Genomic DNA, 24,320 nt, shown 5'->3' with positions numbered 1-24,320 from the left:
AAATAACAAACCCCGCACAGGGCGGGGTTCGTGGTTGCGTTTACTCGGGATCAATCCCACAGCCGAATCAGTGCCTCAGTCGACGTCGGCAGATCCGGCAATACGATCAGCAGCCCGGCACGGTAGGGTTGCGGCTCATCGGCCAGCCCCTGATTGGCGCCCAGCACCGCCTCGACGCTGCCATTGAGGTGGCCGTAATAGTGCTGACAGAGGACATCGAGCAGATCCCCGTCAGACGTTCTGCAGGTCATTGCCATAGCTGACAAACTCCAGGCTAAAACTCTGTTTACGCGGAATGCCACCGGCGAGCAGATGCGACTGCTCTTCGTCGACACTGAGCAGGCACCAGGTGCCCAGCACTTCTCCGTAACCGGTGGTCAGGGTCAGCGGCTGTAGAGTGCGGCCGATGCTGCGCAGGGTATCCAGTTGCTTGAGCCCGCCCTTGTGGCCGGGAAATATCGCGCCCTTGAGGCTCAATTTGTCCTCGCCCTGCCCGACCGCTTGCTGGGCAATGCTGCGCGTCAGGCGTTCCTGACCGGCCCAGCGAAAGGATGACTGTCGACGCAATTCATCGAAGGCCGCGGTATCCAGGTTGAAGTAGTACGGCTGGGCGTTGGGTTGCAGTGGCTGCAGGATCAACAGGTGCGGGAACGGCTTGACCGCCTCCGCACCAGGCATGGCTGGCTGCACCAAGGTCCCAGTGGGCAGGATGTTGCCCAGCGACGGACTGATCTGACCGGCGATGCGAATGGCAGCGGCGCTGGCCTTGGCCGCTTGCTCCTTGAGCGTACCCAGGCGTTCCTGCACTTGCCCGGCAGCGCTCACCGCCTGGCTGTACTTGGCCGCAACCTCTCCCGCCTTGGACTGCGCCGCATTGATCACGCTCATCCTCCGCTGCACCTTGGCGCCGATGGCGGGACCGACAATCGGCAGTCCCTCCAGCTCACTTGCAGCGCCGGTCATGTCGCTGATCGCGCCGTTGAGCGGTCCCAGCATACCGTCCAAGCTGGTCCGCCCCGCCTCGCCAGCATCCACCAGGTACTTGAGCCCGGATTGCAATTGCTCCATGTAGGGCATGGCCCCTCCTTAAATGTGTGGCTCGTCGGACATCTGTCGGGCTGCAGCCTGGCGCGCAAAATCGTCAAATTGCCGCTGCAGGTGCGGGGCGAGTTCGGCCGCCAAGCGTGCCGGGTCTTTTACGTCGCCCTGCACCGTGACGCCGATGGTCGGCGAGAAGGTGAATTGCTGGTCGACCTTGGGTGGTGCCGCCTTGGACGCCTCCACCACCTTGGCCAGGACAGGCGCGGTGGCGGGTGCCGGTGTGGCCTCAGCCAGTGAGCGGGTCACATCGCCCAGTCCCGCCGGCTTGCTGCCCTTGTCGGCGTCGTCACCGCCAAACAGTTTCTTACCGAGGAAGCCACCGAGAGATTCGCCCCCCATGCCGCCGAGGATGGCGCCGATGGCACCGCCAATCGCCGTACCGATCACCGGCACCATCGAGCCAATCGCCGCGCCCGCTGCCGCACCGGCCAAGGATCCGCCGAGATTGCCCGCAGCAGAGCCGTAGCCTTCGGCCTTTTCATCCTGCGTGGTGGCGTTCATCGCCGTGTCGAGCGCCATGGCGCCGGCATCAAAGACAGCACCACCGGGTAGACGCTTGGTGAACTGAGTGACCTTACCGAGGGTGCCGACCACCTTGCCCAGGCTCCCGGCCTCAGTCGCCGCTAATCCCAGTGTCTTGCCCGATATGCTCGGCGCCGACGGCACAAAGCGCGGTGAGGTCCGGTCGGCAACGGACTGACGTCGCCTTGACCGTCGACTGCGCCGCGAGCCACGACCCGGCCCCGCCGCTGACGTGCTCGCCCCGAGGCTGCCGAAGGCACCGGCATTCACCACAAACACGCGTTGCGGCTCGCTACCTGAACCACCGGTGGGGTCATTGCTGGACCCCATCAGCTTGCCCAGCACACCCAGGCCGGCATCGACCGCCTTGTTTCCGGTCTTTATTTCGCTCGTACCAGCATTACCGCCGCGACTGAGCGCTGCACCACGTCCGAGGTTGGCCAGACCCCGGACCACCTTGAGGCCATTCAGGGCCGTTTTCAGCGCGACGAACCCCGCCACTGTGGCGGTGATGCCAAACACTACGGATTGCGAACCGTCCGACAGGCTGGTCAACTTCTGCGCCACGTTGGTGATGCCCTTGGCCACCAGATCGGTTGCCGGGCGAATCGCGTCACCGATGCTGCGCATGGCATCGTCCACCGCCTGGGTGGTCTCGCGCCAAGCCTGCGCCGATGTCTCTCGACGTTCGGCCAGGTTCTTGTCGAGGATGCCGCCAGCGTCCTTGGCCTGGGTTTTCAGGTCCTCATACAGCCCACGGTTCGCCGAGTAGGCTGTCAACGCGGCCTTGACCTGCATGTCGGCAAAGAGGTCGCCGGTGCGCAGGGATTTCTCCAGGGCCTCGAGCATCGCCTTGGCTTTCTCGGGATCGGTTTCCTTGCTGATCTTCGCCTGGGCCTCGGCCATTTTCGCGGCCTTGGCCGGGTCGGTGGCCTGCACGTATTTCATGGCCAGGGCAAAGCTGGACTCCAGGGTCGACATGCCGTTCTGGATGCCGGTGTTGAGCGAAGACTGATAGTCAATGCCGGCATCCTTGTAGGCCTTGACCACGTCCCCGGAACCGATTTTCTCCATCCAGTTTTTCAGGTTGTTGGCCGCCTCATCTGAACCGCCGGCGGTCTTCATCTGCACCTGCAGCATCGCTCCCAACGAGGTGACCGCATCCAGGCCGGTGCTGCCGTTTTTCTCCATGCCCGCCAACAGTTGCGGAAACCACTTGGCCATGTCGGCGGCTTCGAAGCTGCCGGCCTGCCCCTGCATGGCAATGGCCTCCAGGGCTTTTTGCATTTCCTTGGGGTCGGTGATCTTGGCGTTCTGTTGCAGGGCCTGAATCATGCTGGCGGTATCGACGCCGCTGGAACCCTGCCCGATGGCGAACTTGGCCGCGACGGGGGCATAGGCCAGCGCCTTGTCCAACTCCATACCCGCACCGACCAATTGATTGACCAGCTCCGCCACGTCGTTGCGGGCCATGCCGGTGTCCTGCGCGGTCTGAATCACCGTGCGCGACATCTCGGCCTCTTGCGGCTGATTGGCCACGTTGGACTTGATCGCGATGTCGCGAATGATCGCCTGATAGTCCGCGCTGACCTTACCCGCTACGCCCAAGGCGCCGATTCCAACCACGGCCTGGCCGAGGTTCGACTTGAGCCCAGACTTGCCCTGCTCGATCTGCTGCTGGCCCTTGAGCTGCAGATCGGTGGCCTTGGCCACCCGCTGCAGCTGTTGGTATTCCTTGCGCAGGTTGCCGACCTGCACGCCCTGTTTACGCAAGCTGTCGAGGTTACCTTCAAGCTTACGCAGCAGACTGGACGCCGAGGCTACCCCGCTGTCATGCGCCTTTTTCCACTCGTCACGCAGGCGCATGGTTTCGCCAATGGTGTTCTTCAACACCTTGGTCCGGTTGCCCTTGTCCTCCAGTTTCTTGATTCGGCCTTCGACCGAGCTGAAGGCGGCGCCCAGCGACGAGTTAACGGCGCCGCCGATCTCCAGCGCGAGCGCTAATTTACCTGCCATGCGCTACCTCCTGCCTTCAATCCGACAACCACCAGACCACGCGATCAAAGCGCATGGTCTCGATTTCCGCGGCGGAAAAATTCAGTTCGGCGGCCAATCGCTTGGCCAGCCGTTTCTGCACCGTCGGGTCAAAGCTCGTCATCCTGCACCAGGCGAAAATAGCCGGCCTGCAGGCGGGTGTAGTCCTTGAGCGCCAGTGTCTCTAGGTCATTGGGGCTGACCTCGGTCAGCGAGGCGAACAGGATCAGCTCGCGCTGCTCGTCATCACCGTTGCTGGCCTGGGTGGCCGCCCGAATGTCACGCACGGTCGGTGCCCGCAGGGTGAGCTTGTCGACCTGCACGCTGTTGGCCTCGATCACCTTGCTCAGGGTCACGGTCACGGCATCGGCGCGCAGGTTCATCCAGACCGGGAGTTTGGTTAGTTTGCTCATCAGAAAAGCTCCTTACAGGCCCAGGGCCGAACGTTGGGCGGCGAGCTGGTCGACGCCATTGATCACGCGCTTCATGCCGAGCGGGTCGATCTCGTAAATCAGGCGACCGTCGACTTCCAGCTTGTAGTAGGTGACGGCCACGTTGTGTTTGATCTCGGCCTTGTCCCCCGCCTTCCAGTCGCCCATGTCGACCTCTTTGAGCAGGCCACGCAAGGTGACGATCACCGGCGTGATCTTGCCTTTGAGGCCCTTGAAGGCGCCGCGGAAGGTGCCATTGAACGCAGTACAGTCGGCCAGGCCGAAGAACTTCAGCGATTCGCGGCGCACGCCAGTGGTGGTAAAACCGGCTTCCTGTTTCTCCATGCCCATGTCCAGCTCGACCGGCGCATCCATCCCGCCGCCGCGGTGCTCTTCGGTTTTTAGCGTGAGTTTCGGCAGAGTCAGGCTGGGCACGTCGCCTTGAAAGCTGACGCCATCGGCGAACAGGTTCATGTTCGCCAGGGTTTCGGGAATCATTGCCATGGGTGCGGCTCCTTAAGCGGCAGTGTCGAGGACTTCGGTCAACCACTGATTGGTGACTTCGACGCGGAAGTTGGGGTTTTCGGCCGGCGGCACATCGGTAAAGCGGATGTTCCAGAACACCTTGCCCTGCTCGAGCTGGCTGGCGGTGTTCAGGTCCGGATCGGCGAACACTTCGAAGTTGATGATTGCGCCCTGAGCCTTCAGGTCGCGCATGAACGCCTGCAAGCCTTCGGTCACGTCCTTGACGTACGTCGCAGTGATCGAGCGGTCGACCGCCCACTTGTGGCCGTAAAGGATCGCGTCCATGACGATGTCCATGGTCCGCACGCGGGTAACGAAGGACCATTTCGGATCGCTTGCCAGGGTGCGGTTGCCCCACAAGCGATAACCGTCGTCACGGATGATGGTGGCAACATTGGCGTTGTTGAGCAGATTGGCCCGACAGGTTTCGTCACCGTCGAGGTATTCAATCGGCCGGCCGGTACCGGTGATGCCAACAAATTCCTTGTTCGACGGAGAGGCCCAGAAGCCGTATTCGCTATCGGTCCAGGCGAACAGACCCGCCGTCCAGGCCGAGCCCGGTGCGTCGATGGTCGCATCGGCAGTGGTGTCCCAGTACTGCACGCCGGGGTCGACCAGAAAGGCCCGCTTGGCGCCGAAGTTTTCGGCGTATTCGATGACGGCTTCGTCGGTGGTGTTCGGGCCATCGAGGATGGCGAGACCACGTAGCTTGTCGGCCAGGGCTACCAGGGCGGTGCCCACCGCCTGGGTCGCACTGTGCTTGGGGATGATCAACAGACGCGGCTGCGCGTTGAACCGGCTTTTGCCATCGCGCAGAGCCTGCAGGCCGGTGCGCTTACCGTCCGCCAACACCCCGCCGATGATCGCCGAGGTCTGTTCCGCCGGATCCGCCAGCTTGGCCACCCCACAGGCGACAATCACCGCCTTGGCGCGGGTGTAGATAGCCTGACAGGCCTTGGTGATGGCTGCGTCCGGCCCCCACGCGGCAATCGCCTCACGCTCGTTGGTGATCAGCAACAGGTCGTTGACCTGAGCACTGGCCGCCGGGCCGGGGGTGAAGGTGTCGACCAGGCCGATGATCGAGGACGCCGGCAGGGCAATGGGTCGCGCACCGGTGTCGACGTTGGTGACGGTCACGCCGTGAAAGAAACTCATAAGGCTTGATCTCCAGACATGAAAAATCCCCGCGGGTGCGAGGCTGATTGAGAGGTTCGTGTTGCGCGTAACGGAAAAGAAAACGCCCCGTCAGTGCGGGGCGTTTATGGGAGCGGGTCACTCAACCAAAGCGGTGCTGACGGGCGGTGTTCAGTCAACGGAAACTCGCCGGACTCTGGCCAATTGCGCAGTGTTCGGCGGTACGCCTGAAGCTCGGCGTATTGCGCAAGCGTCAATGTGGTTTCCTGGCCCGCTTCCAGCTCGTCCCGATGGCGCGAAACAACGCCATCAGTCGCCGCAAGCTGCCCATCACGCCAAGCACGCTCAATCTCCGCGAAATACTCCGGAGGCGGCGCTGGTGGATCGACTAGGACCGGATAGCCATCATTCCCCCAGTCAATCACCTTGCCCGTACTTTGACCATCCATCAGCGCGGCATGATCCTCGGCGCTGATTTCCACCACATCCGCCGGCATTGAGGCATGGATTGCGGCGTCATAGAAGCCGCGAGTTGCTTTTGACGCGAACATGTATTTCCCCTTAGTAACCGATGGCGAAGATCATGTGGTTCCCGGTGGCGTTCGACCTGAACGTAGTGTTCGTAGCCGCTGCTTTTGGAATCCCATCTTGAACAGACACCCCGATCCCGCTGCCACCAACGACGTTGCCGGTGACCGTTACACCAAGCAAAAGGTTTGGAAATGCAATCGGAAAAGTAAAGATTGAGTTCGTGTTGACTGCGGTGACGTTTACGTTGCCCCACTGCATGATCAGGCCGCTCGGAAACTTATGGGAGCCGTTTTGTAACAGCGATGCGCCAAACATCGGCGAGTATTTCAGCGCCGCATCCCCGCTATCCAAGCCCCAGCTACCCACCGCCAAACCGCGACGGAAAACCCCAAGGGTTCCCGCAGGCAGGACGATAGACCCCGTGCCCCCTGCCAAATTGCTCAGAGAATCGCCAGTCTTGACCTTCACGGTCACGGGAGCCCCACCCCAATTAATGATCGAAATCAGCCCACCAGCCGGGACCGCCGACGCGTCAGGCAGCGTGATCTGGGTTCCGACCGAGAACAACACCAGTTTGCCGACATCTGCCGCCGTTAAAATCGTATCGGCGACGTAGTTGACCTGCCCTGAATAACTGCCCAGTGCCCGTTGCACAAACTCGGTATTCGCCAACAATTTGCTGCTGTCGAACTGAAGCGGGGTATTGGCCGTGGGACTGATCAACACCGGGGCATTGATCGGTGCAAACCCCTGGGTCACGCTCTGAAACGTCAGCGGCGTGGTGCCCAAGACAATCGCGCCATCCGTCACCAATTGCCAACGCGTATCAGACAGGCTTGCGCCCTGCTCGACCGACACCAGCAACGCCGAGGTCACCTCGGCATTGCTGTCAGCATCCAAGGCCCGGGGCCACGCGCCCGCCGCCGCGATGTACAGGCCGTTATCCTTGCTGGCCGTCTGATTCTTCACCAGCACCCGATCGCCAGCGGCCAACAGCACGCCGTCGATGGTCAGTAGACCAGAGCGGACAATGTTCTCGGTGGTGGCGACTCGCACCGACTGTTTGTTGTCGAGTTTGTACAGCTCTTCCTGAATGCGTATTTCGACAAATTCACGCGTCGCCAGCACCACTGACGGATCGATCTTGAGCTGAATGTTGCCGGTGCTGGTGACAATGAAATTCATCCGCACAATCTGCGTGCGCCCCGAGCCTTGCGACAGGACAGGCTTGAAGCTTGGCGCACAGTTGGCCACCGCCACCAGATCACCATCGATGTCATACAGACCGATTTCGCGAATCCATTTGCCGCCTTCGTCGGCCGGGATAACCTGCTCGGCAATCAGCACCGCCGGGTTAGCCGGGTCAACTTTGAGCTGATTCAACGGCCGGCGACGCCACTCGTTGATCAGTTGGGTTTGCGCCGCATTGGGAATGGGGTCGGTGTTATTGGCATCACCCACGCCCATGTCGGTGATCTTCCAGGGAATGCCGAGTGCGTCGGCGTTCGCCTGTTTGGCCATCCCCACGTTGGTGAGGATCGCGAAAAACTGCGAATTCGCATCAATCATAATAAACGTCCAGGGTGTCTATGGAGTGTTCGCGGCCGACCACGCCGAAGCTCCCGGTGACTTCGATGTCACGCATCACCGGCGGGTACACGTCGATTTCGTCGCCTTCGTAGAGGGATACCGCGATGTTCAAAGCGCCTTGGGTTTCCAGGCTGATCGCCAGCCCGGTCAAATGGCGGCTGACAGGTTTGGCGTCGTCGATCAGGCGTTCCAGCTCCTGATACATTTCCTCGGTGATGCCGGTATCCAGTACGCCGACCTTCAGGGCGAAGGTGCCTGGCACACCCGCCGGGATGGCCTGCCACCACTCCAGCACATCAATCAGGTAGCCCAGCGGTTCGACCACCCGACGCAACGCTCCGATGGTGCCCTTGTGGGCATGCACGAAGAACGCCGAGCGAATCACCGAGCGCTTGACCGGCTCCGACCAGGTGTCATCCCAGCGATCCACCGACCAGGCCCACGCCAGGTGATACAGAAGGTGCGCCGGACAGGTGTCGGGGTTGTACAGGGTGCGCAACGGCACATCGAGGATCTCGACATCGGCCGCTTCAATAGCCCGTTCGAGCTGGGTGCTGTTGAGCGGGAGCAGACTGTTCATGTCAGTTCCCCCGCGTCACGGTGATGCTTTCGCACCAGGCCGCCTGAGACTTGCTCGGCCGAATGTCGACCCAGTCATTGAGTTCAACGCGGCTGATGCCACCGATATGCAACTGGGCGTCCACCGCAGAGCGGGCTATCTCGACGCCCAAGCGGCGCCGGGGGTTCACCCAGGCCTGCAAGCGACGCTTACACTCCGTCAACACGGCCTCGGTTTCCGGTCCGTTACCGGCCATGTACACCATCGCATCGATCCGGAACGGCAGAATCTCCGCACCCTGCACGGTCAAGCGATCCCCCACCGGTCGCACATCGTCGTCACTGAGTTTGAGCCGAACCGTTTCCAGCAACTCCGGGGTGACGGTACCGTCGCCGTCCAGGCCGAGCACCGTCACCTCCACCTCCGCCGGCGCCGGGCTTTCGGCCGTGGCATCGGCGACCAGGCCCGAGGCATTGCGTGCATGCAGGATGTAGCTGTTGCGAGGGCCGGCCGTGGTCAATCCCTCATAAACCAACTGGATGCGCTCGCGCAGGGCGTCGTCTTCCTCCAACACAGCCGGCACCGGCGGTACCGCCGTTAGATCCTCGACCTGAATCACCAGGCGCTTGAGCCGGACATTGCCGGCGAGCTGATCGAGATCACTGCCCTTGGCATAGGCCAACAACAGCGCCTTGGCAGCGTCGTTGACCCGTGCCCGATTCTGCAAACGCCGATAGGCGCCAACCTGCAGCAGCTTGATCACCGGATCGCTTTCCAAAAAGGCGGTCCAGTTGTCGCCCATAAACTGGCGAAAGGTCACCAGCTCGCCCTGATAGGTTTCCTCAAAATCGAGGTCCTCCAGCACTTGCGGCGCGGGCAGCGCCGACAGCTCGATGGTACTCATGCGGTTACCTCAAATGTTGCGCTGTCGCCCAGGTACTCGCCGCTCAGTTGCAAAGTGACCTGGCCACCGACGATGGCCACCACCCGCACTCGCTCCAATTTCAGACGCGGCTCCCAACGTTGCAGAGATCTGGCTACCTCGGCCTGTACCGCGCTTTTCCACCCCTCGTTCACCGGCAGGTCGACAAAGCGGCGCAACTGACTGCCGTACTCCGGGCGCATCCGCCGGCTGCCCAGCGGCGTGCTCAGAATGTCCTCGATGGACTGGCGCAGGTGCGATTGGCCGGTCAAGGGCTGACCAGTGCGGCGATCCAGTCCGATCATGGTGGGCTACTCCAGCAGGGGCTTAAGGTCCGGATGAGCATCGAGGTATTGCAGCGCTTCGGCGTCATCGCCCGACACCGAGACACGACCACGGGCCACCGGCAGTTGGCGGTCCTGCGGCAGGATCAACACTCGGGAGGTGTATCGGTTGTCGCGGTAGATCACCTGCCCCGCTGGATCAGGTGCCTCGAGGGATTTTTTGGGGTTAGCCATGGCGTACTCCAGGCATGAAAAAGCCCGCACTGGGCGGGCTGTCAGGGTTGAAGTTAATGCGTGTGATGGTTGCTGTTGCCGCCGACGTCGATGATCGAGCCGTCACTCGTGATGTTCTGCGTGACATGCAACGGACCGTCGATGCTCACCGGCCCTTTAAAGTTAATGGCCGGTGACTCGCCTGAGATCGCGTTATCCGTAACGGAGAACGTCGAACCGGCCACCTTGACCAGCACTTGTCCGGTCGGCAGCGTGATGGTGTAGGTGTTGGCTTCCCAGTCGTAGACCAGCGAACCGCCATCATCGAAACGCCAGACCTCAACGTGATCGCGGTTATCCGGTTGGGCACCGGCATTGCCGTACAGCCCCGGTACAAACGTGCCCTGTGCGGGCTCCCCGCTCGGGCTGATCAAGGCCCCCTGCTCACCCAGACTCGGCGCCCGCCAGTGGCGAGCCTTACCGGCTGCCTGGCTGTGCCAACGGACCCAGGCGCTGGTCCAATCGCCGCCGTCGGACACCCGCACCATGGCGGTCGCCAGATCCACGCCGACCACCCGACAAGGAATGATCAACCCGGCCAGCATGCGGTCGTGCTGCGCGCTGACCTGGCTCATTCCAGTTCCTCCGGGCGAACCTGTTCACCATCCGGCCCCACGGCAAGTACCAGGGTGCCGGGTGGCTGGTCAGGCCATGGCCACTCTTCCTCTCCGAGGTAGATAACCTGCGTCCACTCCACCACCCAGACCGCATACCCATCCAGCTCAGGCCGAGTCCAGTCCTGAGCGGCGCGGACAAACTGGGCTTGTTCGATGGCCAGCCCCCACGTCTGCATGCGCAGCAACACTGTCAGCTGGGCTGCGGTGAACGCCGCGATGCGCAGGCTGTTTTCTTCTTCCCCGGCAACAATCACCCGAGCCTCAAAACGCGCCTCGACGCCAACCTCACCTGTGCCCGGATCTGGGCCGGGCTCCCATTCGACCAACTCGATCACCACGGCAGGTAGGGCCACATGGTCAAGCCTGTCCGGCATGGTGCCAACGAACGCAAGAGCCGGGACGGTCCGGGCGATACACTGCTCAATGGCGGCATACACCTGATCGAGAGGAATTGGTTCGTCATCCATTGCCAATTTTCCCCAATAGTTTCTGTAGCTCGAATTTGAGCTCTTGCCGCATGACCTCCAGCAAGCGCTGGTGGGCCCGATTGGTCCAGGACTCGAAGTGCGGTTTGACGTCCTCCAACGAGATCATGGCCTTGGCCAGCGGGAAGCGACTGCCGTTTTCGGCGATCCACCCCGAGCTGGCTCCGCCGCCTCCCGACACATCGCTGGCCGGGTAATCGCTCTCCTTGAAATGTTTGCTAGCCGTCCGAATCCAGATGTCGGGCTGGCTGCCATAGACGGCCTTGAAGAACGCGCCTACATATCGTCGACCCGCTACCGAGACGCCAGCGCGAGTCTGCCTCGGTCGGCCTACGCGGCTGGCCGAGATTGGGTCAAGACCGAACCACAGCCTGCCTTGCCCGTTGCTTCCCACCGGATAGGCCCACAGACGCTGCCGCACCGCGGCGACAGCAATACGCTCCTGCTGGGCAACCGACCGGGCAACGTGAGTGCGAAGCCAGCGCAACGTCTTGTTGATTGCACGCCGCTGGGCAACGGCAATGGCCTTGGGGGTCAACGCCGCAAACTCTTCAAACTGGGCAATTTGCTGTGGATTGGCCTGGAGCGTGATCAGCCCCGTGTTGGATGTCTGCTTGTGATAACTGCCGACACTCATGGTGCTTTCCTCAGTACCAGGGCAACCAACCCATCACCGCCCGGCTCAATGCTCGCAATGGTGTAATTGCCGCCGCCGTCTTCCTCCGGCAAGTCGATGACCATCTTTTGGCGAGTCTCCACCCCCGCGTTATCCGCCACCCGGATGACCAGGTGCGGCTCACGCAAAGCGGTGGTGATACGCCCAAGCTTGGGCTGCAGCCAAGGTGCCGAGAACATCCCCAATACTTCGCGGCCTTCGATCAAGGCAGAGTCGCCCAGGACATCGAACACCGTGTCATCGACTTCGCTGATCAGATCCCGGAAGCTCATGATCAGAGCTCCAACAGAATCTGCGCCCGTGGTCGCGTGCACAGGTGCAGCGGGTTGGACTGGGCTTCACCGAACACGCCCTTGTTGAATGGCATTGGTTCGATTTTGCTGTAGTACGGCAGGCCCTCGGTGTTGACCGTTTCCATGTAGTCCGCCGGCGCGAAAGTCGAGATGTACAGCTCCGGCACACCCTCGGGAATCAGCAGCGCCTTGTCGTCATGCACGAACAACACACCCGCCACCTTGCCACGGTAGCGCTCCCAGACAATACCGCCGAACTCGAAACTCTCACGAGCATCACCACGCAGCGCAGCCGCCTGCTGGCTGTTGAGGTAGGTCTCCTTGACCGACTTGTGGGAGACCAACTTGTTCCAGAAGTTCTTGCCGCAGAAGGCGCGGGAGCCGGAACTGGTCACACTGCCCAAGGCGTCCGCCTGCATGTCCAACGCTTCACCGGCACTCACACGCACTTCGGTTTCGGAATTGTTCAGGCCCATGGACATTTTCTGGCGGCTCACACCAAAGGATTTGTAGATGTCCAGCAGCACGGTCGAGCCGTCGGCATCCAGAACCTGGCCATTCAACGCACCCATACGCTGAAATTCGTGAGTAGCGTCCAACTGGCGCCGCGCCTTGGCCAAGCGCTTGTTGACCACATCCTGCACCGACTGCAGTTCGGTTCGCGTACCGAAGGCGCGAATGCCCTGAATCTCGTCGGCCTTGATGGTGAAACGTTGCGGCAGGTGCACGGTGTTGAAAGGGATCAGGTTACGTCTGCTACCACCGACCACCAGCCCCGAGGTACCGCGCTCACCGGCGGGCACCAACGCGAGCGTGTCACCATCCTTCTCGATCTGCACGGTCAGGGTGGTGATGCCCTCCTCGCGGAACAGGCCAAGGCCACTGATGCGCCCCGGCAGGTATTCCTGTTCATTGATCGCGGCGGTCAATGTGGGGACGCTGAAGGCGTCGTCTTCAAAAATGGCGATATCGGCCATGGGTACTCTCCAGAAACGAAAAATCCCGCACGCGGCGGGATGCATAAACGGGGATGAACGACTTAGCGGACGATCAGGAAATGCGTGGCCAGAGCCTTTTCGGCGGCCGGGTCGAGACCGGTCAAGTGGGCTTCGCTGACCTCGGCCAGCCGCACCACGGCGCGGCCGCGACGCACCACGTCCGACTCACCGAGCGGCCCGTACAGAATCGCGATGGCATTCTCCGTGCCGTCTTCGGCGGTTGGGGCGTACGGGGCAAATTCACCGGTGGTGGTGACCAGACCGAGAATCTGTCCTGGCTCCAGTGCGGGGCCGGCGGCGACGTTGATCGCCTCCCGTGAAATGTTGCCGGCGCCCTCGGACAGCAGGAACTCACCCGCATGCATCGGCTCCAGTTTGAAGGTCATGGTCTTGCTCCTTTCGAGGTTTGAGATTGCGCGGCCTGACGGGCCGCCCAGATCGAGGACGGATCGGGTTGCTTGGCTTTCACGGCCAGTGCCGGGTCTTCGTTTTGTGGCAGGCTGTTATCGATCTCGAAGCCCCCGCCGCTGCCGACCAACTTGTCGAACAGCCGTGCACGTGCAGCGCTGGTATCTAGCCCCGCCCGCACATACTCCACTGCACATTCCGGCAAACGCGCTGCCACGCATAGATCGCGGATCGCTTTGGCCTGAGTCAGTGCTGCCTGGACGGTGGCCTCATCGGCCAGTTTGGTCGCGGCAATCAGCGGCTCGATCAGGTCGCTGATGCCGGCTTGGTTGCAGGACTGGGTAATCAGCAGCGCCAACTTGGCCGAGTCGACCACCGGAGCCGTAAGATCTGGCTGCTCCACCACCGGCTCGGTGGGTTCCACGGTTTCGGTGAGCTGATCGAGCAGCGCCTTGGGAGTGTGCTGGTATTTCTGCATCACCGCCCCCTGCCCCAGACAGGCTTTGATCTGCACGCCGTCGCCCACCTCGTCCGCCAGACCGAGGGCAACGGCTTCGCGGGCAGTGAGCCAGGTTTCGGCATTGACCAGGCGCCGCAGCTCGACCTCGTCGATGTCGGGCGCCTTGGCCTTGTACGCCGCGATGATCACTTCCAGCGCCTGATCCAACGCGGTGGCGACCTTGCGCAGATCCTCTGCATCCCCCGAGGCGTAGGTCCAGGGGTTGTGGATCATCAACATGGCGTTTTCGGCGACCACCACGCGGTGTGCACCGCACACGGCGACACTCGCCGCACTGGCGGCCAAGGCATCGACGCGGCCGGTGCAGCGTTCGCCCAAACGCGACAAGGCGTTGTGGATCGCCAGACCGTCGAACAGGTCGCCGCCGATGCTGTTGAAGGCCACGACAATCGGAGAGGTGCCGTCGTCCAGCACCGCGAGATCGCGCACGAATTGATTGGCGGTGATGCCCCAGGTGCCGATCTCGCCGTAGACGTAGACTTCGATAGTCCGCTGCTCGGCTTCGCCGCTGGCCTTAAGGCTGTACCAGTGTTTGTCCTGGATCGGCGGTTGACCGTCCAGCTTGTTGAAAATCTTCAGCGGGGAAAACAGGTTCATGGTTTCTCCTGATCGTCGGGATGGGTGTCCATCTCAACGAGCGTTCGGTAATTGAGGCCCAAGTCGCGGGCACGTTGGGCGTCGGCGGCGTTTTCTGCGTCGACTGTTTCGGCGTCATAGCCGGTGCGCAAGCACATCTCACTGCGCGAGCCGAACCCGGCGTTGACCTCAAGCATGCGGGCTTGCACGTCCTGCACTGGCTGGATGTAGGCCCAGCCTTGCGGCACCCAGCGCGTGCGCAGAAACTCGCGGCGGCGCTTGGCGTAGTCCGGTAGCTCAATCACCCCGGCCAAGACCGCCATGTCCAACCAGGCCGCCCGAACTGGCCGGCACAGCTGGTGGACGTAGACATTGAATTGCAGTTGTTCCAGACGGCGCCGGAACTCGTTGAGCACTACACGAAGCGCCCGGTCGTTGATGCCTTTCATGTCGCCGGTGAGGATTTCGTACGGCGTGTCGGTACCCGCCGCTGCGGCCATCAGTTGCTGACGCATGAAATCCGGGTAGTTATTGCCGGCATCCGGTGGTTTGGAGAACTCGACCTCTTCGCCAGCGCCCAGCTCCTGCATGGTGCCCGGCTCCAGGGCGACCATGGGGGTGAAGCCGTCACGGTCGGTGGTGATCAACTGGCCGGTGACTGGGTCACGCGGTAGCTGTCCCATGTCCTGTGACGGCCGTTTGATGAAGCCGGCGAACAGGTTGGAGACCTCCTGCCGGAACAACACCGCGTCGTCGTAGTTGTCCAGGCTGCGCAGTCGTTTGAGCACGGGCGACATGCGTGGCACGCCGCGTAACTGACCCGGCTCCAGCGGCTCGAAGATGTGCAGCACCTGGCTGGCCGGTACTCGAACCAGTTGGTTGTAGCCGTTGTTGAGCGACGATGCATCTCGCGGGTGCGAGCGGTACATCCAGTAAGCCACGCGTTTGCCGGCCGGGTTGAACTCGATCCCGGCGCGGATGATGTTGCCGTCGCGGGTGGCCTCGAACTTGTCGTGCGGGACGAACTCGGGTGCCAGGGTCTGCAGCTGCAGCGGTACCACCAGACCTTCATCCAGACCACGCGGACGCAACCGGACAAAACATTCACCGGCCGTTTCGACCGTGCGCGCCACCAGCGCCTGCTGGCCGTAGAAGTCGCAGAGGCCGTCGGCGTCCGACTCATCGACCCAGTCTCCCCAGAACTCCTGAAACAGGTTGCGCAGCTCTTCGTCCTTGATCTTCGGGCGCGGTGTGATGCCGGTACCGATCAGGTTACTGACGCGCTTGTTGATGGCGTTGGCCGCGTACGGGTCATTGCGCACTGCTGCCCGCGAACGGGCACGCAGGTTACGCAGCGCCGGGGTATTGATGCTGTTGATGCCATTGTCGGTGGCATCCCAACTGGCCGAGCGGCGGCCCTCCCCGGCGCCTTCGTAGCTGGCCTTGATGTTCGATGGCAACAGGAATCCACTACGAGACAGCGCTGGAAAGTGTCGAGCCATCAGATTCCCTTGCCTCCATGACTAAGCCGCACAACCCGCGAACGGGGGTTGGCCGTGCTGATCAGCGAACTGCGGATCTCTTCGCGAGCGCGGAGCAGTTCGTCGACGGTGCGGTACTCCACCGTGCGGTCGCTGTAGCGCACGGTTTTTTCACCGCGTGCGATGGCGCGCTCGATGGCGTCGAGGTGTTTTTGGGTAAAGGACATATCAGCGTCTCTTCAGGTAACCGCTGGTGGAACTACGGCGTTGGGGTTGTGATGCAGCGGGTCGTGTTGATGCGACCGAGGTAGCAGGTAGCGGTACGGGCTGAGCTTGTCTCACCGCCGTCGGAGCAGACGTTTCATCTTCTTCAAGTCGCTGCCCCTGAACAGGTTTGACACCGGGCGCATCGTCGAACAACCCAGACTGGGCCAACGCTTGCCGCACCTTGTCCCAGTCGTGTTCCTGGTAACGGTTGATGCCGAGGTAATGAGCCATGGCCAGGCAGTACACCATCAGGTCGAGGGCTTCGTTACGCTCGGCCTTGCCCTTGACCCATTCGATGCGTTTGTGACCCCGTATGTACCGGGCAACTTTGCGTTCGGCGACGCACTGGGCGAAAAACTCGTCCGGCAGGTCGTTGGCAAAGTGCAGAGCACCTGGCCCGTTCGGGAACGGGTAACGGTTGTAGATCCAGTCTTTCGCGGTGTCGGTACCGACAAACCACAGCTCGGCGCCGTTGCGTTCGGTCTGCCCCCTCCAGGTCACGTCGACCATGGATGGGCGTTGGGCAATGACCGGTCTGCCAGGTTTGCTTGCGCCCTTGATCGCGAAGATGTTGCGCCAACGGCGAACGCGACAGAACTGGTAGACCTCGTCGGTGTGGTGACCGCCGGAGTCGACGCCGGTGGCAAGAATTGCCAAGCCAACGCCGCAGGGGTGCCGGTAACGCGCCTTGAGTTTCTCATCCAGCACGGCCCAGGTGCGCTCGTCGGCCGGGTCGCCCCAGATGATCTGGTGATCGACTACCCAGCGCTCCATGCCAATGCCGAAGCCCATCACCATCAGCTCCAGACGGTTGGCCTGGACGTCGACAGCACCGGTCAGCATCAGCACACCGGCCGGCATCGCACCGAGGGTGTAGGTTTCGAGCCGCGCCCGAGCGATCAGCACTTCCGCCTTGGTCTGTTCGAGTGCGCTGTCCCAGACCTTGGCCAGACGGGTGTTGTAGAACACCTGCATCAGGCTCGTATCACCCTGGGACTGGGCTTTTTTGGCGTCCTCGAATTCCACAGCGAGCGAACCCCAGTCCATCCAACCGGTTGGCGAGTACAGGGCGTTCAAATGAAAGCCGACAGTCTTGCCGTCGCCGCTACCATGAGCTCGCCACTCACCTCGGGCGAGCATGTCGCTCTTGTGATGCTCTTCGATCAATACGTCGCAGTCCATCCCGGACGCTGCGCACTTGTAATGCACTACGCTAAAGTCAGCCGAGTAGAGAAGGTTTTCCCACTCAAGCACCTGCATGTGACCACAATGCGGGCACGGCACGTAGAAATGCCTCTGATCACTGGACTCGAACAGGTCGGCGATCCGCGAGGCGCCCTTGATCGTCGGCGAACTGGAGAAGTAGATCTTGGCGTTGCGGCCGAAGTTGGTCGCCCGCGTCTCTGCCAACCGGATCGGATCACCCTCCTGGCCGACGTCGTTTTCCCAGCGGTCGACTTCGTCACCGTAGATGTAACGGGCCGACAGCTCCGACAAGTTGGCCGCGGAACCAGCGGTAGTGACGTACAGCGAGCCGCCCTCAAATTCCTTGGTGTCCATCGTGTTGCGTGCATCCCGCGAGCGGCTGGCCGCGACCCGCTCGCGCAGAACGGGGGTGGCCTTGATGGTCTTGCTGATCCGCCCCGACACCCGCTTCGACAGGCCGAGGCTGGGCAGCAGTGCCAGGATGTTCGAAGGCGCCATGTGAATTAGGCCCCCTATCCAGTTCAAGGCGATCTGGGTTTTCATCAACTGCGAGGCCACCATGGTGACCACGCGCCTGCAAGGGTGAGCCGGCGACAGGCAACGCATCGGCTCGCGGGCATAGGGTGTCCGGGAGGTGCGATACTGGCCGGGCTCAGGGGCACCAGTGTCTCGCGGGATCCGCATGTACTCGTCGGCCCATTCATCGATCCAGAGATCTGGGTCGGGGCGCAGTCCACGGAAATAAGCCTCACGGTACACCTCTGCACCATCAGGAAATTCCGTGTGCATGGGTTCAGTCCGTTGTCATGGCGTGTTCAAGGTCTGCTGAAGAGAGGCGCTCGGCTTCTTCCAGCGTTCGACGGAAGGTGGCCGTCAGGTGTTTTTCGATCAGCCAGGGATCGGTCATTACCGCAAGGTCGTGGGACAGTTGCGGCAACGGACCGAACAACTGATCGCGCAGCAAACGGCCGGCGTTGTAGGCGCCGGTTTCGACCGCTTCCTTGGAGACCAGTGAGCCCTGAGCTTTGCCCAGCTCGATCTCGGCCAGTTTGGCCATGTTGTGCTCGCGCAGGGCACGAGCTTTCTGGAAGTCAGGAAGTTTGCCGTCGCCAGTGATCACCTGCGGCGGCGCAGCCGTGGAAGTCGGTTCGACCGATGTGGACAGTTGGCTGTAAACGTCGCGCTGAATCCGGTCTTGTTGGTGGCGATCAGCGACGGCGGCTTTGCTTGGGTCGGCGGTGTCGCGAATCAACGATTCGCTGGCCTGCACGTCCACCTGTTTTCCGTCCGGCGACAGCACCAAGCGATTGTTGTTTTTCAACCAGGTGATGTAGCTCGGTGCTCTGCCAATTCGAGCCGCGAAGGCGCTCTTTGACAGGAACAAAGGCTTCGTCATGAAAACAATACCTAGATTAATGGGAGAGGTCGCAAGTCGTTCCCCTCCAATTCAGTCAGGCTAGTGGAGGCTACTTGGCGAAATGGGCTTCCATGTATTCCAACACCGTGGAGGTATTTAGACGATCCGCTGGAAGGATTTCATGCGCGATGTCGTCATCTGCTGCGTCCTTGTTCGCCACAGCGATCATGAACTCACCAGGTTTATGGTCCAGCGTTACGACCATGATCCGGTTTTTTGTAATGGCGCAATCGAACACAGCTGAGAAACCGCCAGCAGTAAACATCGGTCCGCCCGACACCACCGCTCCATCATAAAGCTTAGTGAATACCGTAATTGCGTCAGTTGTTACCGAAATCATTTGCTCATTAATTGACATGCGCTCACCCTTTCGTGGAAAGCCATATGGAAGCACATTTCAGCGGCTTATGGCAGCCTATTGCCATCATGAAAAAAACCAGTAGCAGGCAACATTTCAAATTGAGGATTTCAATTTCAATGGATTGAATTTCAGTAAGCTGGGGGCGCTCCCGCTAACACTTTCCCGCGGGTTTCCGACCCCGTACCCACCAAAAACCACCAGGGTCCCCGGCGATTTTCGGCGGCCAGGAACAGTGCATCACCTCTGTTCGCCACCGGCCGGCGGCACTTCGCAGACACCCAGTCGCTTGGCGGCCCAGCGTTCGTACAACCCGATCGCTACATCGGCACCGGCCATCGCAGTCAGGCAGCCCAAGCTGCCGGCCGTCCAGATCGTCATGCCGGCGCCGATCATCAACATCATCGCTGACACGCCGCAGACAATGCAGGCACCGGACCGCAGCGCCAGGCGCCGCAACAATGCCCATCCCCGCGCCCCGTCTTTGTCCGCTCGCCACATCTCCCCCGACACTCCGCCGACAAGGGCCAGGACGATCACTAACCAGATCGGCATTTCTGCCAGCGCTTGTTGCTCGTTTGTCATACGCTCGCTCACTTTAGGAAGGCAGGCTCAGCACTACTACCGCTCTATTCCGATGATCACCGATCTCGAATAAGCTGGCAGTTTGTTTTAGAGATTTGTCATGAATACTTTGAATGTGTTGGTCGCTGTAACCGCTCTTATTCTTTTCCCCATCGGCTTAGCTACATTCATGCTCCTGTGGGTTCAGGCGTCAGACGAAGACAAAATGAAATGGAAAAAGCTGCGAGCTTTTTGCGCCGAGAAAATTACGAGAGCGCTGACTTATGCAGGAACTCTCGTATTGGTCATCAAGGGCATATTAGGAATCGTTGCATTCGGTACAAGCGACGATCCTGTTACTCGCTCCAGTGTCATGCATTTGCTCCTGGACTGCTGGTCCATCGTCGTTTTTGCTGCGACCGGATTAGGCCTCGCGGTGATTTGGCGCAAAATGGATGAAGCCCAACGCAACCAGCAAGGTTAAATCGCACGCACAAAAAACCGGCCTATTTGGCCGGTTCATTGTTGCCGCTCTCTGCGGTCGCACCTATCGAAGATGACTACTTTTTACAGGTGGATTCCGGTGGCAGCAACCCCGTTTTAATGCCACCCGGTGAATGTCTGGGCTACGTCTAGGCAATGTCGGTGAATATCTTTATTTCGGCTTCCAGCGCCTCCGGCGCTGTCCTACCTGTCCCACCATTCTGAATCGAAGTAGGACAGCTGGAGCCCTTTAAATTCGTGACTCTGCCCTACTGTCCTACCTTTTTTACTTTTCTCTCGTGTATAGAGAAAAAGCTAAAAACACGCGTGCGCGCCATGGGCGCGAATACGTGTCCGCTACGCACATGTGTGCATGACGTAAGTGAAGGTTGGACAGTAGGACACCCCAACAACGACGCGACCTGCGCCTGTCCTACTGCCGTAAATGACGGTAGGACAAGGCTGGACGGTAGGACAGAGACAGACGGAGGGACTCCAGGCGTCATGCAGCTTTTCCCATCAGCAGGCCAGCAATGTGCACATGTGCTTCATGCAGGCGCTGGTAATAGGTATCGCGACTACAGCCACAGTGGGTGTACTTCTGTGACAGAAAGCTCTCGTGGTTGCAGTAATGCTCCCAAACAACCACGGACAACTGTGGCGGCAAGTGCTTGTTAACGATCAGCTCAATATCCGCCGACTCATCCAACAGCACACGGCTGCCGCGTGTGCCGCGTATCAGCTCGCCCTTGCACTCCATCAGCATGGCAATCATGTTGCCGCCAGCCGAACCGCCATAGGTTTCAGGCACCGCCGAATGTAGATCCTGCGCCCAGAGCTTGAGCATTTCATCAATGCGCTTAATCAAAGCAAGGCTCCTCAATCGGTGCCTGCTGCAATGCAGCGCAACGCCCCCAAGTGGCAGGCTTCTGATAAGCCCATTGACGCACTCCGCTTTTGGGCAATGCAGTTAGGCGTTTCTTACGCCAACCAAGTCGATGCATGATCGCCCCAACGCGCATCTGCTCCGGTTTCCCCCAATGACCGAAATCCAGTTTGAGGGCCTGGCTCAGAATATCGTTGCCGGTCGTGGTTTCGCCAATCTGCGACTCCTCTAACCAATGCAGAATCGGCCCCTCCCACTCGTCCACCACAAAGCGCTCATCCTGCGCCTCGGCAAACATCCAGGACTCGTCCTTGGTCACCCACCAGATATCACCGGCCTCATAGCAAAACACCGCCTCGGCCCACAACTGGTCGCGGATCTCGCGCAGGGCAACGAGGTCGACCTTGTTGCAGAACACCGGCCAATAACGTCGGTTACCAGTGGCGTCCTTGAGGTATTCCTCTTGGTTGGTGGTCCCCACAAAAACACACTGGCGTGGCACGTCATTCGTTCTGCGGCCGTAGCTTTCGCGGTAGGTATCGATGGACGCCGAAAAGAACTGCTTGGCCTTGGTGCTCTCAGCCTTGTTGAAGCTGTCCAGCTCCCCCAGCTCGACAATCCACTTGCCGCGAATCGCCTGAAAGCTGTCCTTGTCGCCCAGGGCAAACGGCGTATCCATAAACCACTCACCACCGAGAATCCCCATCGAGGTGGACTTACCCTCGCCCTGTCCGCCTTCCAGAATCAACACCGAGTCAGCCTTGCAGCCTGGGCGCATCACCCTCGCCACGGCCGAGATCAGCCAACGCTTACCGACCTTGGCCGAGTACTCGCTGGCCTCAACACCAAGCACGTCGGTCAACCAACTTTCCAACCGAGGTACGCGATCCCACACAAGCTTTCCCAAGTATTCACGCACGGGGTGAAAGGCGTGATCATGCGCGACCACGCTGACCGCCTCGATCACATGGGATGCCTTGACCCGCAGGTTGTATTGCTGTGCGAGCCACTTCATCACCCGCATATCATCGATGTCGGCCCAGTCACCTGCACCGCCACCATATGGTGCTGCGCGCAGCTTGATGATCTTCGAACTGAACACGCTGTAGCCGATCACCCCAGCCCAGCGTTCGTCATTGCCAAGGATCAATTCGACATTCTGCATATGCGCGATCAAGGCACCGCTTTCACTGCGGGCCAGCATGTCCTTCCAACCGCCAGCGGCCGGTGGTTTGACGACCGCTAACACCTGGCGGCGCACCGCCTCCAAACCTTCGGCGACGTGCAGGTCATTGAAGTCGGTCCACTTGTCTTCACGCTCACCCGAGAAGATCGGCGCGACCACCTGACCACCAACTATCAACGCGGCGTTGTTCGCCTTCTCATCACCGGGGTTCCAGGGCTCGCCATTCGGGCGTTTGGTCTTCCAGTCATCGTCCCGGCAAACAATCAACGGGCAGCCAGGGAAGCGTTCGCGCATGGCCTTGCACACCACCAACAAATTGCCCGCATCGAAGGCGATAGCGACCGTCAGCGAGGTCGCCATATGCAAGCTGGCACCGGTGGCATAGCCCTCGCACACCAGCACCGGCTCACCCGGCTCAGGGTGCGGCCCGATCAGGTGAAAGGCGCCCTCTTTCGACATGCCGTAGGGCCAATAGGACTTGTCCCGACCGGAGTCTTCTTGCTTTGCCGGAAACACCACCTGCAGGCCAACGATCTGATCCCGCACGTTGCACATGGGCACCAAAAACGCGCCGGAGCGCGGTGCGTATCGAACGCCGAAACCGACAATCTGCTTTCGATCCAGATAGTCGCTGCGGCCTTTCTCTGGCATGCGCTTGAACAGTCCCGCTGCCCGATTCGCCGCACGACGCGCCGCATTGGCAGCGATCTCGGTAGCACGGCGCTTGGCCTCTTCCTGGCGTGCGCGCATCACCTCGCGTTCTTCTGGCGACATCCGACCGGCTTTTACTTTGATCTTCTGTGACTCACCGGAACGCCAATCACCAAAGCTGCCGAAAATCAGCGTTTCGCCTTTCTCGGTCCGATGCTCATGGACCACATACCAACCGTTCTTTTCCTTACCCTTGTCCTGTGCAGTCTTGCATCGGGTAAGCTTGCCAAAAATCAGAGGTTGCTCAGGCTCTAGGCCGTAGTCTGCGAATTGCCCCAATACCTCATCGAGCATGGCGAACCTCCCGTTGTTCTTCGATTGATTGGCATTGCACGCACTGCGTGCAACCCGGTGATGCGATTCGGCGACCTTCAGGGATTGGGTCGTCGCACTCTTCGCAAAACAAAAACGAATGAACCACTGAGGCAACCTTGGTGGCTTTACGCGCGGCCAGTGCGTGATCAATACGCTCCTGCACCAGGTCATTAGCGAAGTCAGCGATATCAGCCACGTTCGGCACCTCGCGTCGTCTGGTTGACGTACGTGGCGCGGTTGAACATCCCCAACAGCCCTTGAATACCGCGAAATACCTGGAGGCGAATCTCGGCTAACTCGTGGTCCGTTACCACGCCATCACCAATGCTCTTGGCCCAAGTCTCAGCCAGATTCGCCACCTGCCGAAAATACTCAGCAATGCCGGTGGTCAAGGTTTCAGGCATGTCGTTGGTGTACGCCTCAGCCAACTCCTGCCAAGTCGTATCCCCCACCAACGCATGCACCGCATCCAGAATGCGGCGGTCCTTGGTCAACTCCAGGATCTCGCCGAACTCCTGAATGTTCACCGTGTGGCTGGGATGGGTTGGGGAAAGTTTGTGCTGCAGCGTGGTGGCATTTCTGCCGGTGGTGGCGGCGATTGCAGCGGCGCCACCGGGGTAGTCCCGAGCGGCATGGTAAAGCGCTAGATCGAGCGGCAGCAGTTCCCGCTGTGCTCGTTCCACAGAACTCAGAGCGATTCGGCTCATGGCATTAATCCTTAACAGTTGCCAGTGCCGCGCGACATGCAGTGGTGATACATTTGCCGCGTGGCTTGAAAGGGCCCAAACGCCGGCAAGGTCCGCAGGACCAAAACCGGCACCGTGCCGAGGCGAACAATCCGTTGTTCACCCCTGGCGCAACCGCTGCCCAATCTGTGGTGGAAAAGGCAGCAACACCAAGGCATCCGTGCCTTGGAAAGCGCAGTAAAGAGAGGTGGTTTGCATGTGGTGTGCCCGCCTACCTTTAC

At 60.7% G+C, this 24,320-nt stretch carries 31 protein-coding genes; 1 reads left to right on the top strand and 30 read right to left on the bottom strand.

The features are described from left to right. Positions 1–50: 50 nt before the first annotated feature. The 26 genes from HNQ83_RS08800 to HNQ83_RS08680 all read right to left on the bottom strand — a co-directional run bounded on the left by HNQ83_RS08800 (position 51) and on the right by HNQ83_RS08680 (position 19,793). Positions 51–257: a tail protein X gene (locus HNQ83_RS08800; protein WP_175388600.1), complete on the bottom strand. Its 207-nt coding sequence runs from the start codon at positions 255–257 to the stop codon at positions 51–53. Then, positions 232–1,077, bottom strand: coding sequence for a phage tail protein (locus HNQ83_RS08795; RefSeq protein ID WP_175388599.1), 846 nt, complete (start codon positions 1,075–1,077; stop codon positions 232–234). The genes HNQ83_RS08800 and HNQ83_RS08795 overlap by 26 nt, the downstream gene beginning before the upstream one ends. A gap of 9 nt (positions 1,078–1,086) precedes the next feature. Beyond that, a complete protein-coding gene (locus HNQ83_RS08790) occupies positions 1,087–3,639 on the bottom strand; it encodes a phage tail tape measure protein (protein WP_175388598.1) in 2,553 nt (850 codons plus the stop codon). Positions 3,640–3,655: 16 nt separating this feature from the next. Next, a complete protein-coding gene (locus HNQ83_RS31110; RefSeq protein WP_256668905.1) occupies positions 3,656–3,781 on the bottom strand; it encodes a hypothetical protein in 126 nt (41 codons plus the stop codon). Continuing rightward, entirely contained in the window at positions 3,768–4,070 is a 303-nt protein-coding gene (locus HNQ83_RS08785; RefSeq protein ID WP_175388597.1) for a phage tail assembly protein, read from the bottom strand. Before HNQ83_RS08785 ends, HNQ83_RS31110 begins: the two co-directional genes overlap by 14 nt. A 12-nt stretch (positions 4,071–4,082) precedes the next feature. Further along, on the bottom strand, positions 4,083–4,592 hold the full coding sequence (locus HNQ83_RS08780; protein WP_175388596.1) for a phage major tail tube protein: 510 nt from the start codon (positions 4,590–4,592) through the stop codon (positions 4,083–4,085). A gap of 12 nt (positions 4,593–4,604) precedes the next feature. Next, positions 4,605–5,768 (bottom strand): phage tail sheath family protein, encoded by a 1,164-nt coding sequence (locus tag HNQ83_RS08775; protein ID WP_175388595.1) that lies wholly within the window; start codon positions 5,766–5,768, stop codon positions 4,605–4,607. 104 nt (positions 5,769–5,872) lie between these two features. Continuing rightward, positions 5,873–6,298: a phage tail assembly chaperone gene (locus tag HNQ83_RS08770; RefSeq protein WP_175388594.1), complete on the bottom strand. Its 426-nt coding sequence runs from the start codon at positions 6,296–6,298 to the stop codon at positions 5,873–5,875. A 10-nt stretch (positions 6,299–6,308) separates the two neighbouring features. Next, positions 6,309–7,847 carry a phage tail protein gene (locus HNQ83_RS08765; protein ID WP_175388593.1) on the bottom strand — a complete coding sequence of 513 codons (1,539 nt, stop codon included), beginning with the start codon at positions 7,845–7,847 and terminating at the stop codon, positions 6,309–6,311. Then, positions 7,840–8,448: a phage tail protein I gene (locus HNQ83_RS08760; protein WP_175388592.1), complete on the bottom strand. Its 609-nt coding sequence runs from the start codon at positions 8,446–8,448 to the stop codon at positions 7,840–7,842. Before HNQ83_RS08760 ends, HNQ83_RS08765 begins: the two co-directional genes overlap by 8 nt. A 1-nt stretch (position 8,449) precedes the next feature. Continuing rightward, entirely contained in the window at positions 8,450–9,331 is an 882-nt protein-coding gene (locus tag HNQ83_RS08755; protein WP_175388591.1) for a baseplate J/gp47 family protein, read from the bottom strand. Continuing rightward, positions 9,328–9,654: a GPW/gp25 family protein gene (locus HNQ83_RS08750; protein ID WP_175388590.1), complete on the bottom strand. Its 327-nt coding sequence runs from the start codon at positions 9,652–9,654 to the stop codon at positions 9,328–9,330. Before HNQ83_RS08750 ends, HNQ83_RS08755 begins: the two co-directional genes overlap by 4 nt. A 6-nt stretch (positions 9,655–9,660) precedes the next feature. After that, a complete protein-coding gene (locus tag HNQ83_RS08745) occupies positions 9,661–9,867 on the bottom strand; it encodes a hypothetical protein (RefSeq protein ID WP_175388517.1) in 207 nt (68 codons plus the stop codon). A gap of 53 nt (positions 9,868–9,920) precedes the next feature. Further along, the gene (locus tag HNQ83_RS08740) at positions 9,921–10,481 is read right to left on the bottom strand and encodes a phage baseplate assembly protein V (protein ID WP_175388589.1); all 561 of its coding nucleotides are present in this window, start codon (positions 10,479–10,481) and stop codon (positions 9,921–9,923) included. Further along, positions 10,478–10,990 carry a hypothetical protein gene (locus tag HNQ83_RS08735; protein ID WP_175388588.1) on the bottom strand — a complete coding sequence of 171 codons (513 nt, stop codon included), beginning with the start codon at positions 10,988–10,990 and terminating at the stop codon, positions 10,478–10,480. The genes HNQ83_RS08740 and HNQ83_RS08735 overlap by 4 nt, the downstream gene beginning before the upstream one ends. Next, the gene (locus HNQ83_RS08730) at positions 10,983–11,645 is read right to left on the bottom strand and encodes a hypothetical protein (RefSeq protein WP_175388587.1); all 663 of its coding nucleotides are present in this window, start codon (positions 11,643–11,645) and stop codon (positions 10,983–10,985) included. Before HNQ83_RS08730 ends, HNQ83_RS08735 begins: the two co-directional genes overlap by 8 nt. Then, the gene (locus HNQ83_RS08725) at positions 11,642–11,956 is read right to left on the bottom strand and encodes a hypothetical protein (protein WP_175388586.1); all 315 of its coding nucleotides are present in this window, start codon (positions 11,954–11,956) and stop codon (positions 11,642–11,644) included. Before HNQ83_RS08725 ends, HNQ83_RS08730 begins: the two co-directional genes overlap by 4 nt. Before the next feature lie 2 nt (positions 11,957–11,958). Next, the gene (locus HNQ83_RS08720) at positions 11,959–12,954 is read right to left on the bottom strand and encodes a major capsid protein (protein WP_175388585.1); all 996 of its coding nucleotides are present in this window, start codon (positions 12,952–12,954) and stop codon (positions 11,959–11,961) included. 62 nt (positions 12,955–13,016) lie between these two features. Then, positions 13,017–13,361, bottom strand: a complete 345-nt coding sequence (locus tag HNQ83_RS08715; protein WP_175388584.1) for a head decoration protein — start codon at positions 13,359–13,361, stop codon at positions 13,017–13,019. Beyond that, positions 13,358–14,500: a head maturation protease, ClpP-related gene (locus tag HNQ83_RS08710; protein ID WP_175388583.1), complete on the bottom strand. Its 1,143-nt coding sequence runs from the start codon at positions 14,498–14,500 to the stop codon at positions 13,358–13,360. Before HNQ83_RS08710 ends, HNQ83_RS08715 begins: the two co-directional genes overlap by 4 nt. After that, a complete protein-coding gene (locus HNQ83_RS08705) occupies positions 14,497–15,981 on the bottom strand; it encodes a phage portal protein (protein ID WP_175388582.1) in 1,485 nt (494 codons plus the stop codon). The genes HNQ83_RS08710 and HNQ83_RS08705 overlap by 4 nt, the downstream gene beginning before the upstream one ends. Then, the gene (locus tag HNQ83_RS08700) at positions 15,981–16,187 is read right to left on the bottom strand and encodes a phage head-tail joining protein (protein WP_175388581.1); all 207 of its coding nucleotides are present in this window, start codon (positions 16,185–16,187) and stop codon (positions 15,981–15,983) included. Before HNQ83_RS08700 ends, HNQ83_RS08705 begins: the two co-directional genes overlap by 1 nt. Before the next feature lies 1 nt (position 16,188). Then, entirely contained in the window at positions 16,189–18,222 is a 2,034-nt protein-coding gene (locus tag HNQ83_RS08695; protein ID WP_175388580.1) for a phage terminase large subunit family protein, read from the bottom strand. Positions 18,223–18,226: 4 nt separating this feature from the next. Then, positions 18,227–18,829, bottom strand: coding sequence for a terminase small subunit (locus tag HNQ83_RS08690; protein WP_175388579.1), 603 nt, complete (start codon positions 18,827–18,829; stop codon positions 18,227–18,229). A 70-nt stretch (positions 18,830–18,899) separates the two neighbouring features. Next, a complete protein-coding gene (locus HNQ83_RS08685; protein WP_175388578.1) occupies positions 18,900–19,208 on the bottom strand; it encodes a hypothetical protein in 309 nt (102 codons plus the stop codon). Positions 19,209–19,448: 240 nt separating this feature from the next. Next, complete coding sequence (locus HNQ83_RS08680) at positions 19,449–19,793, bottom strand: phage holin family protein (RefSeq protein ID WP_175388577.1); 345 nt, start codon at positions 19,791–19,793, stop codon at positions 19,449–19,451. A gap of 100 nt (positions 19,794–19,893) precedes the next feature. Here HNQ83_RS08680 and HNQ83_RS08675 point away from each other — a divergent pair, with 100 nt between their 5' ends. Beyond that, a complete protein-coding gene (locus tag HNQ83_RS08675) occupies positions 19,894–20,256 on the top strand; it encodes a hypothetical protein (protein ID WP_175388576.1) in 363 nt (120 codons plus the stop codon). Between the two features lie 501 nt (positions 20,257–20,757). Here HNQ83_RS08675 and HNQ83_RS08670 read toward each other — a convergent pair. From HNQ83_RS08670 to HNQ83_RS08655, 4 genes are read right to left on the bottom strand one after another with little or no spacing between them, the layout of a single operon-like run. Further along, a complete protein-coding gene (locus tag HNQ83_RS08670; RefSeq protein WP_175388575.1) occupies positions 20,758–21,123 on the bottom strand; it encodes a hypothetical protein in 366 nt (121 codons plus the stop codon). Further along, positions 21,116–23,332: a VapE domain-containing protein gene (locus tag HNQ83_RS08665; protein WP_175388574.1), complete on the bottom strand. Its 2,217-nt coding sequence runs from the start codon at positions 23,330–23,332 to the stop codon at positions 21,116–21,118. The genes HNQ83_RS08670 and HNQ83_RS08665 overlap by 8 nt, the downstream gene beginning before the upstream one ends. Next, on the bottom strand, positions 23,322–23,549 hold the full coding sequence (locus HNQ83_RS08660) for a TraR/DksA C4-type zinc finger protein (protein WP_175388573.1): 228 nt from the start codon (positions 23,547–23,549) through the stop codon (positions 23,322–23,324). Before HNQ83_RS08660 ends, HNQ83_RS08665 begins: the two co-directional genes overlap by 11 nt. Further along, entirely contained in the window at positions 23,542–24,060 is a 519-nt protein-coding gene (locus HNQ83_RS08655; protein WP_175388572.1) for a phage regulatory CII family protein, read from the bottom strand. Before HNQ83_RS08655 ends, HNQ83_RS08660 begins: the two co-directional genes overlap by 8 nt. Between the last annotated feature and the right edge of the window lie 260 nt (positions 24,061–24,320).

The organism is Pseudomonas sp. C2B4 (assembly GCF_013359695.1).
Lineage (GTDB): Bacteria > Pseudomonadota > Gammaproteobacteria > Pseudomonadales > Pseudomonadaceae > Aquipseudomonas.
The sequence above is the reverse complement of the archived record's forward strand: the minus strand, read 5'-3'. Positions and strand labels throughout refer to the sequence as shown.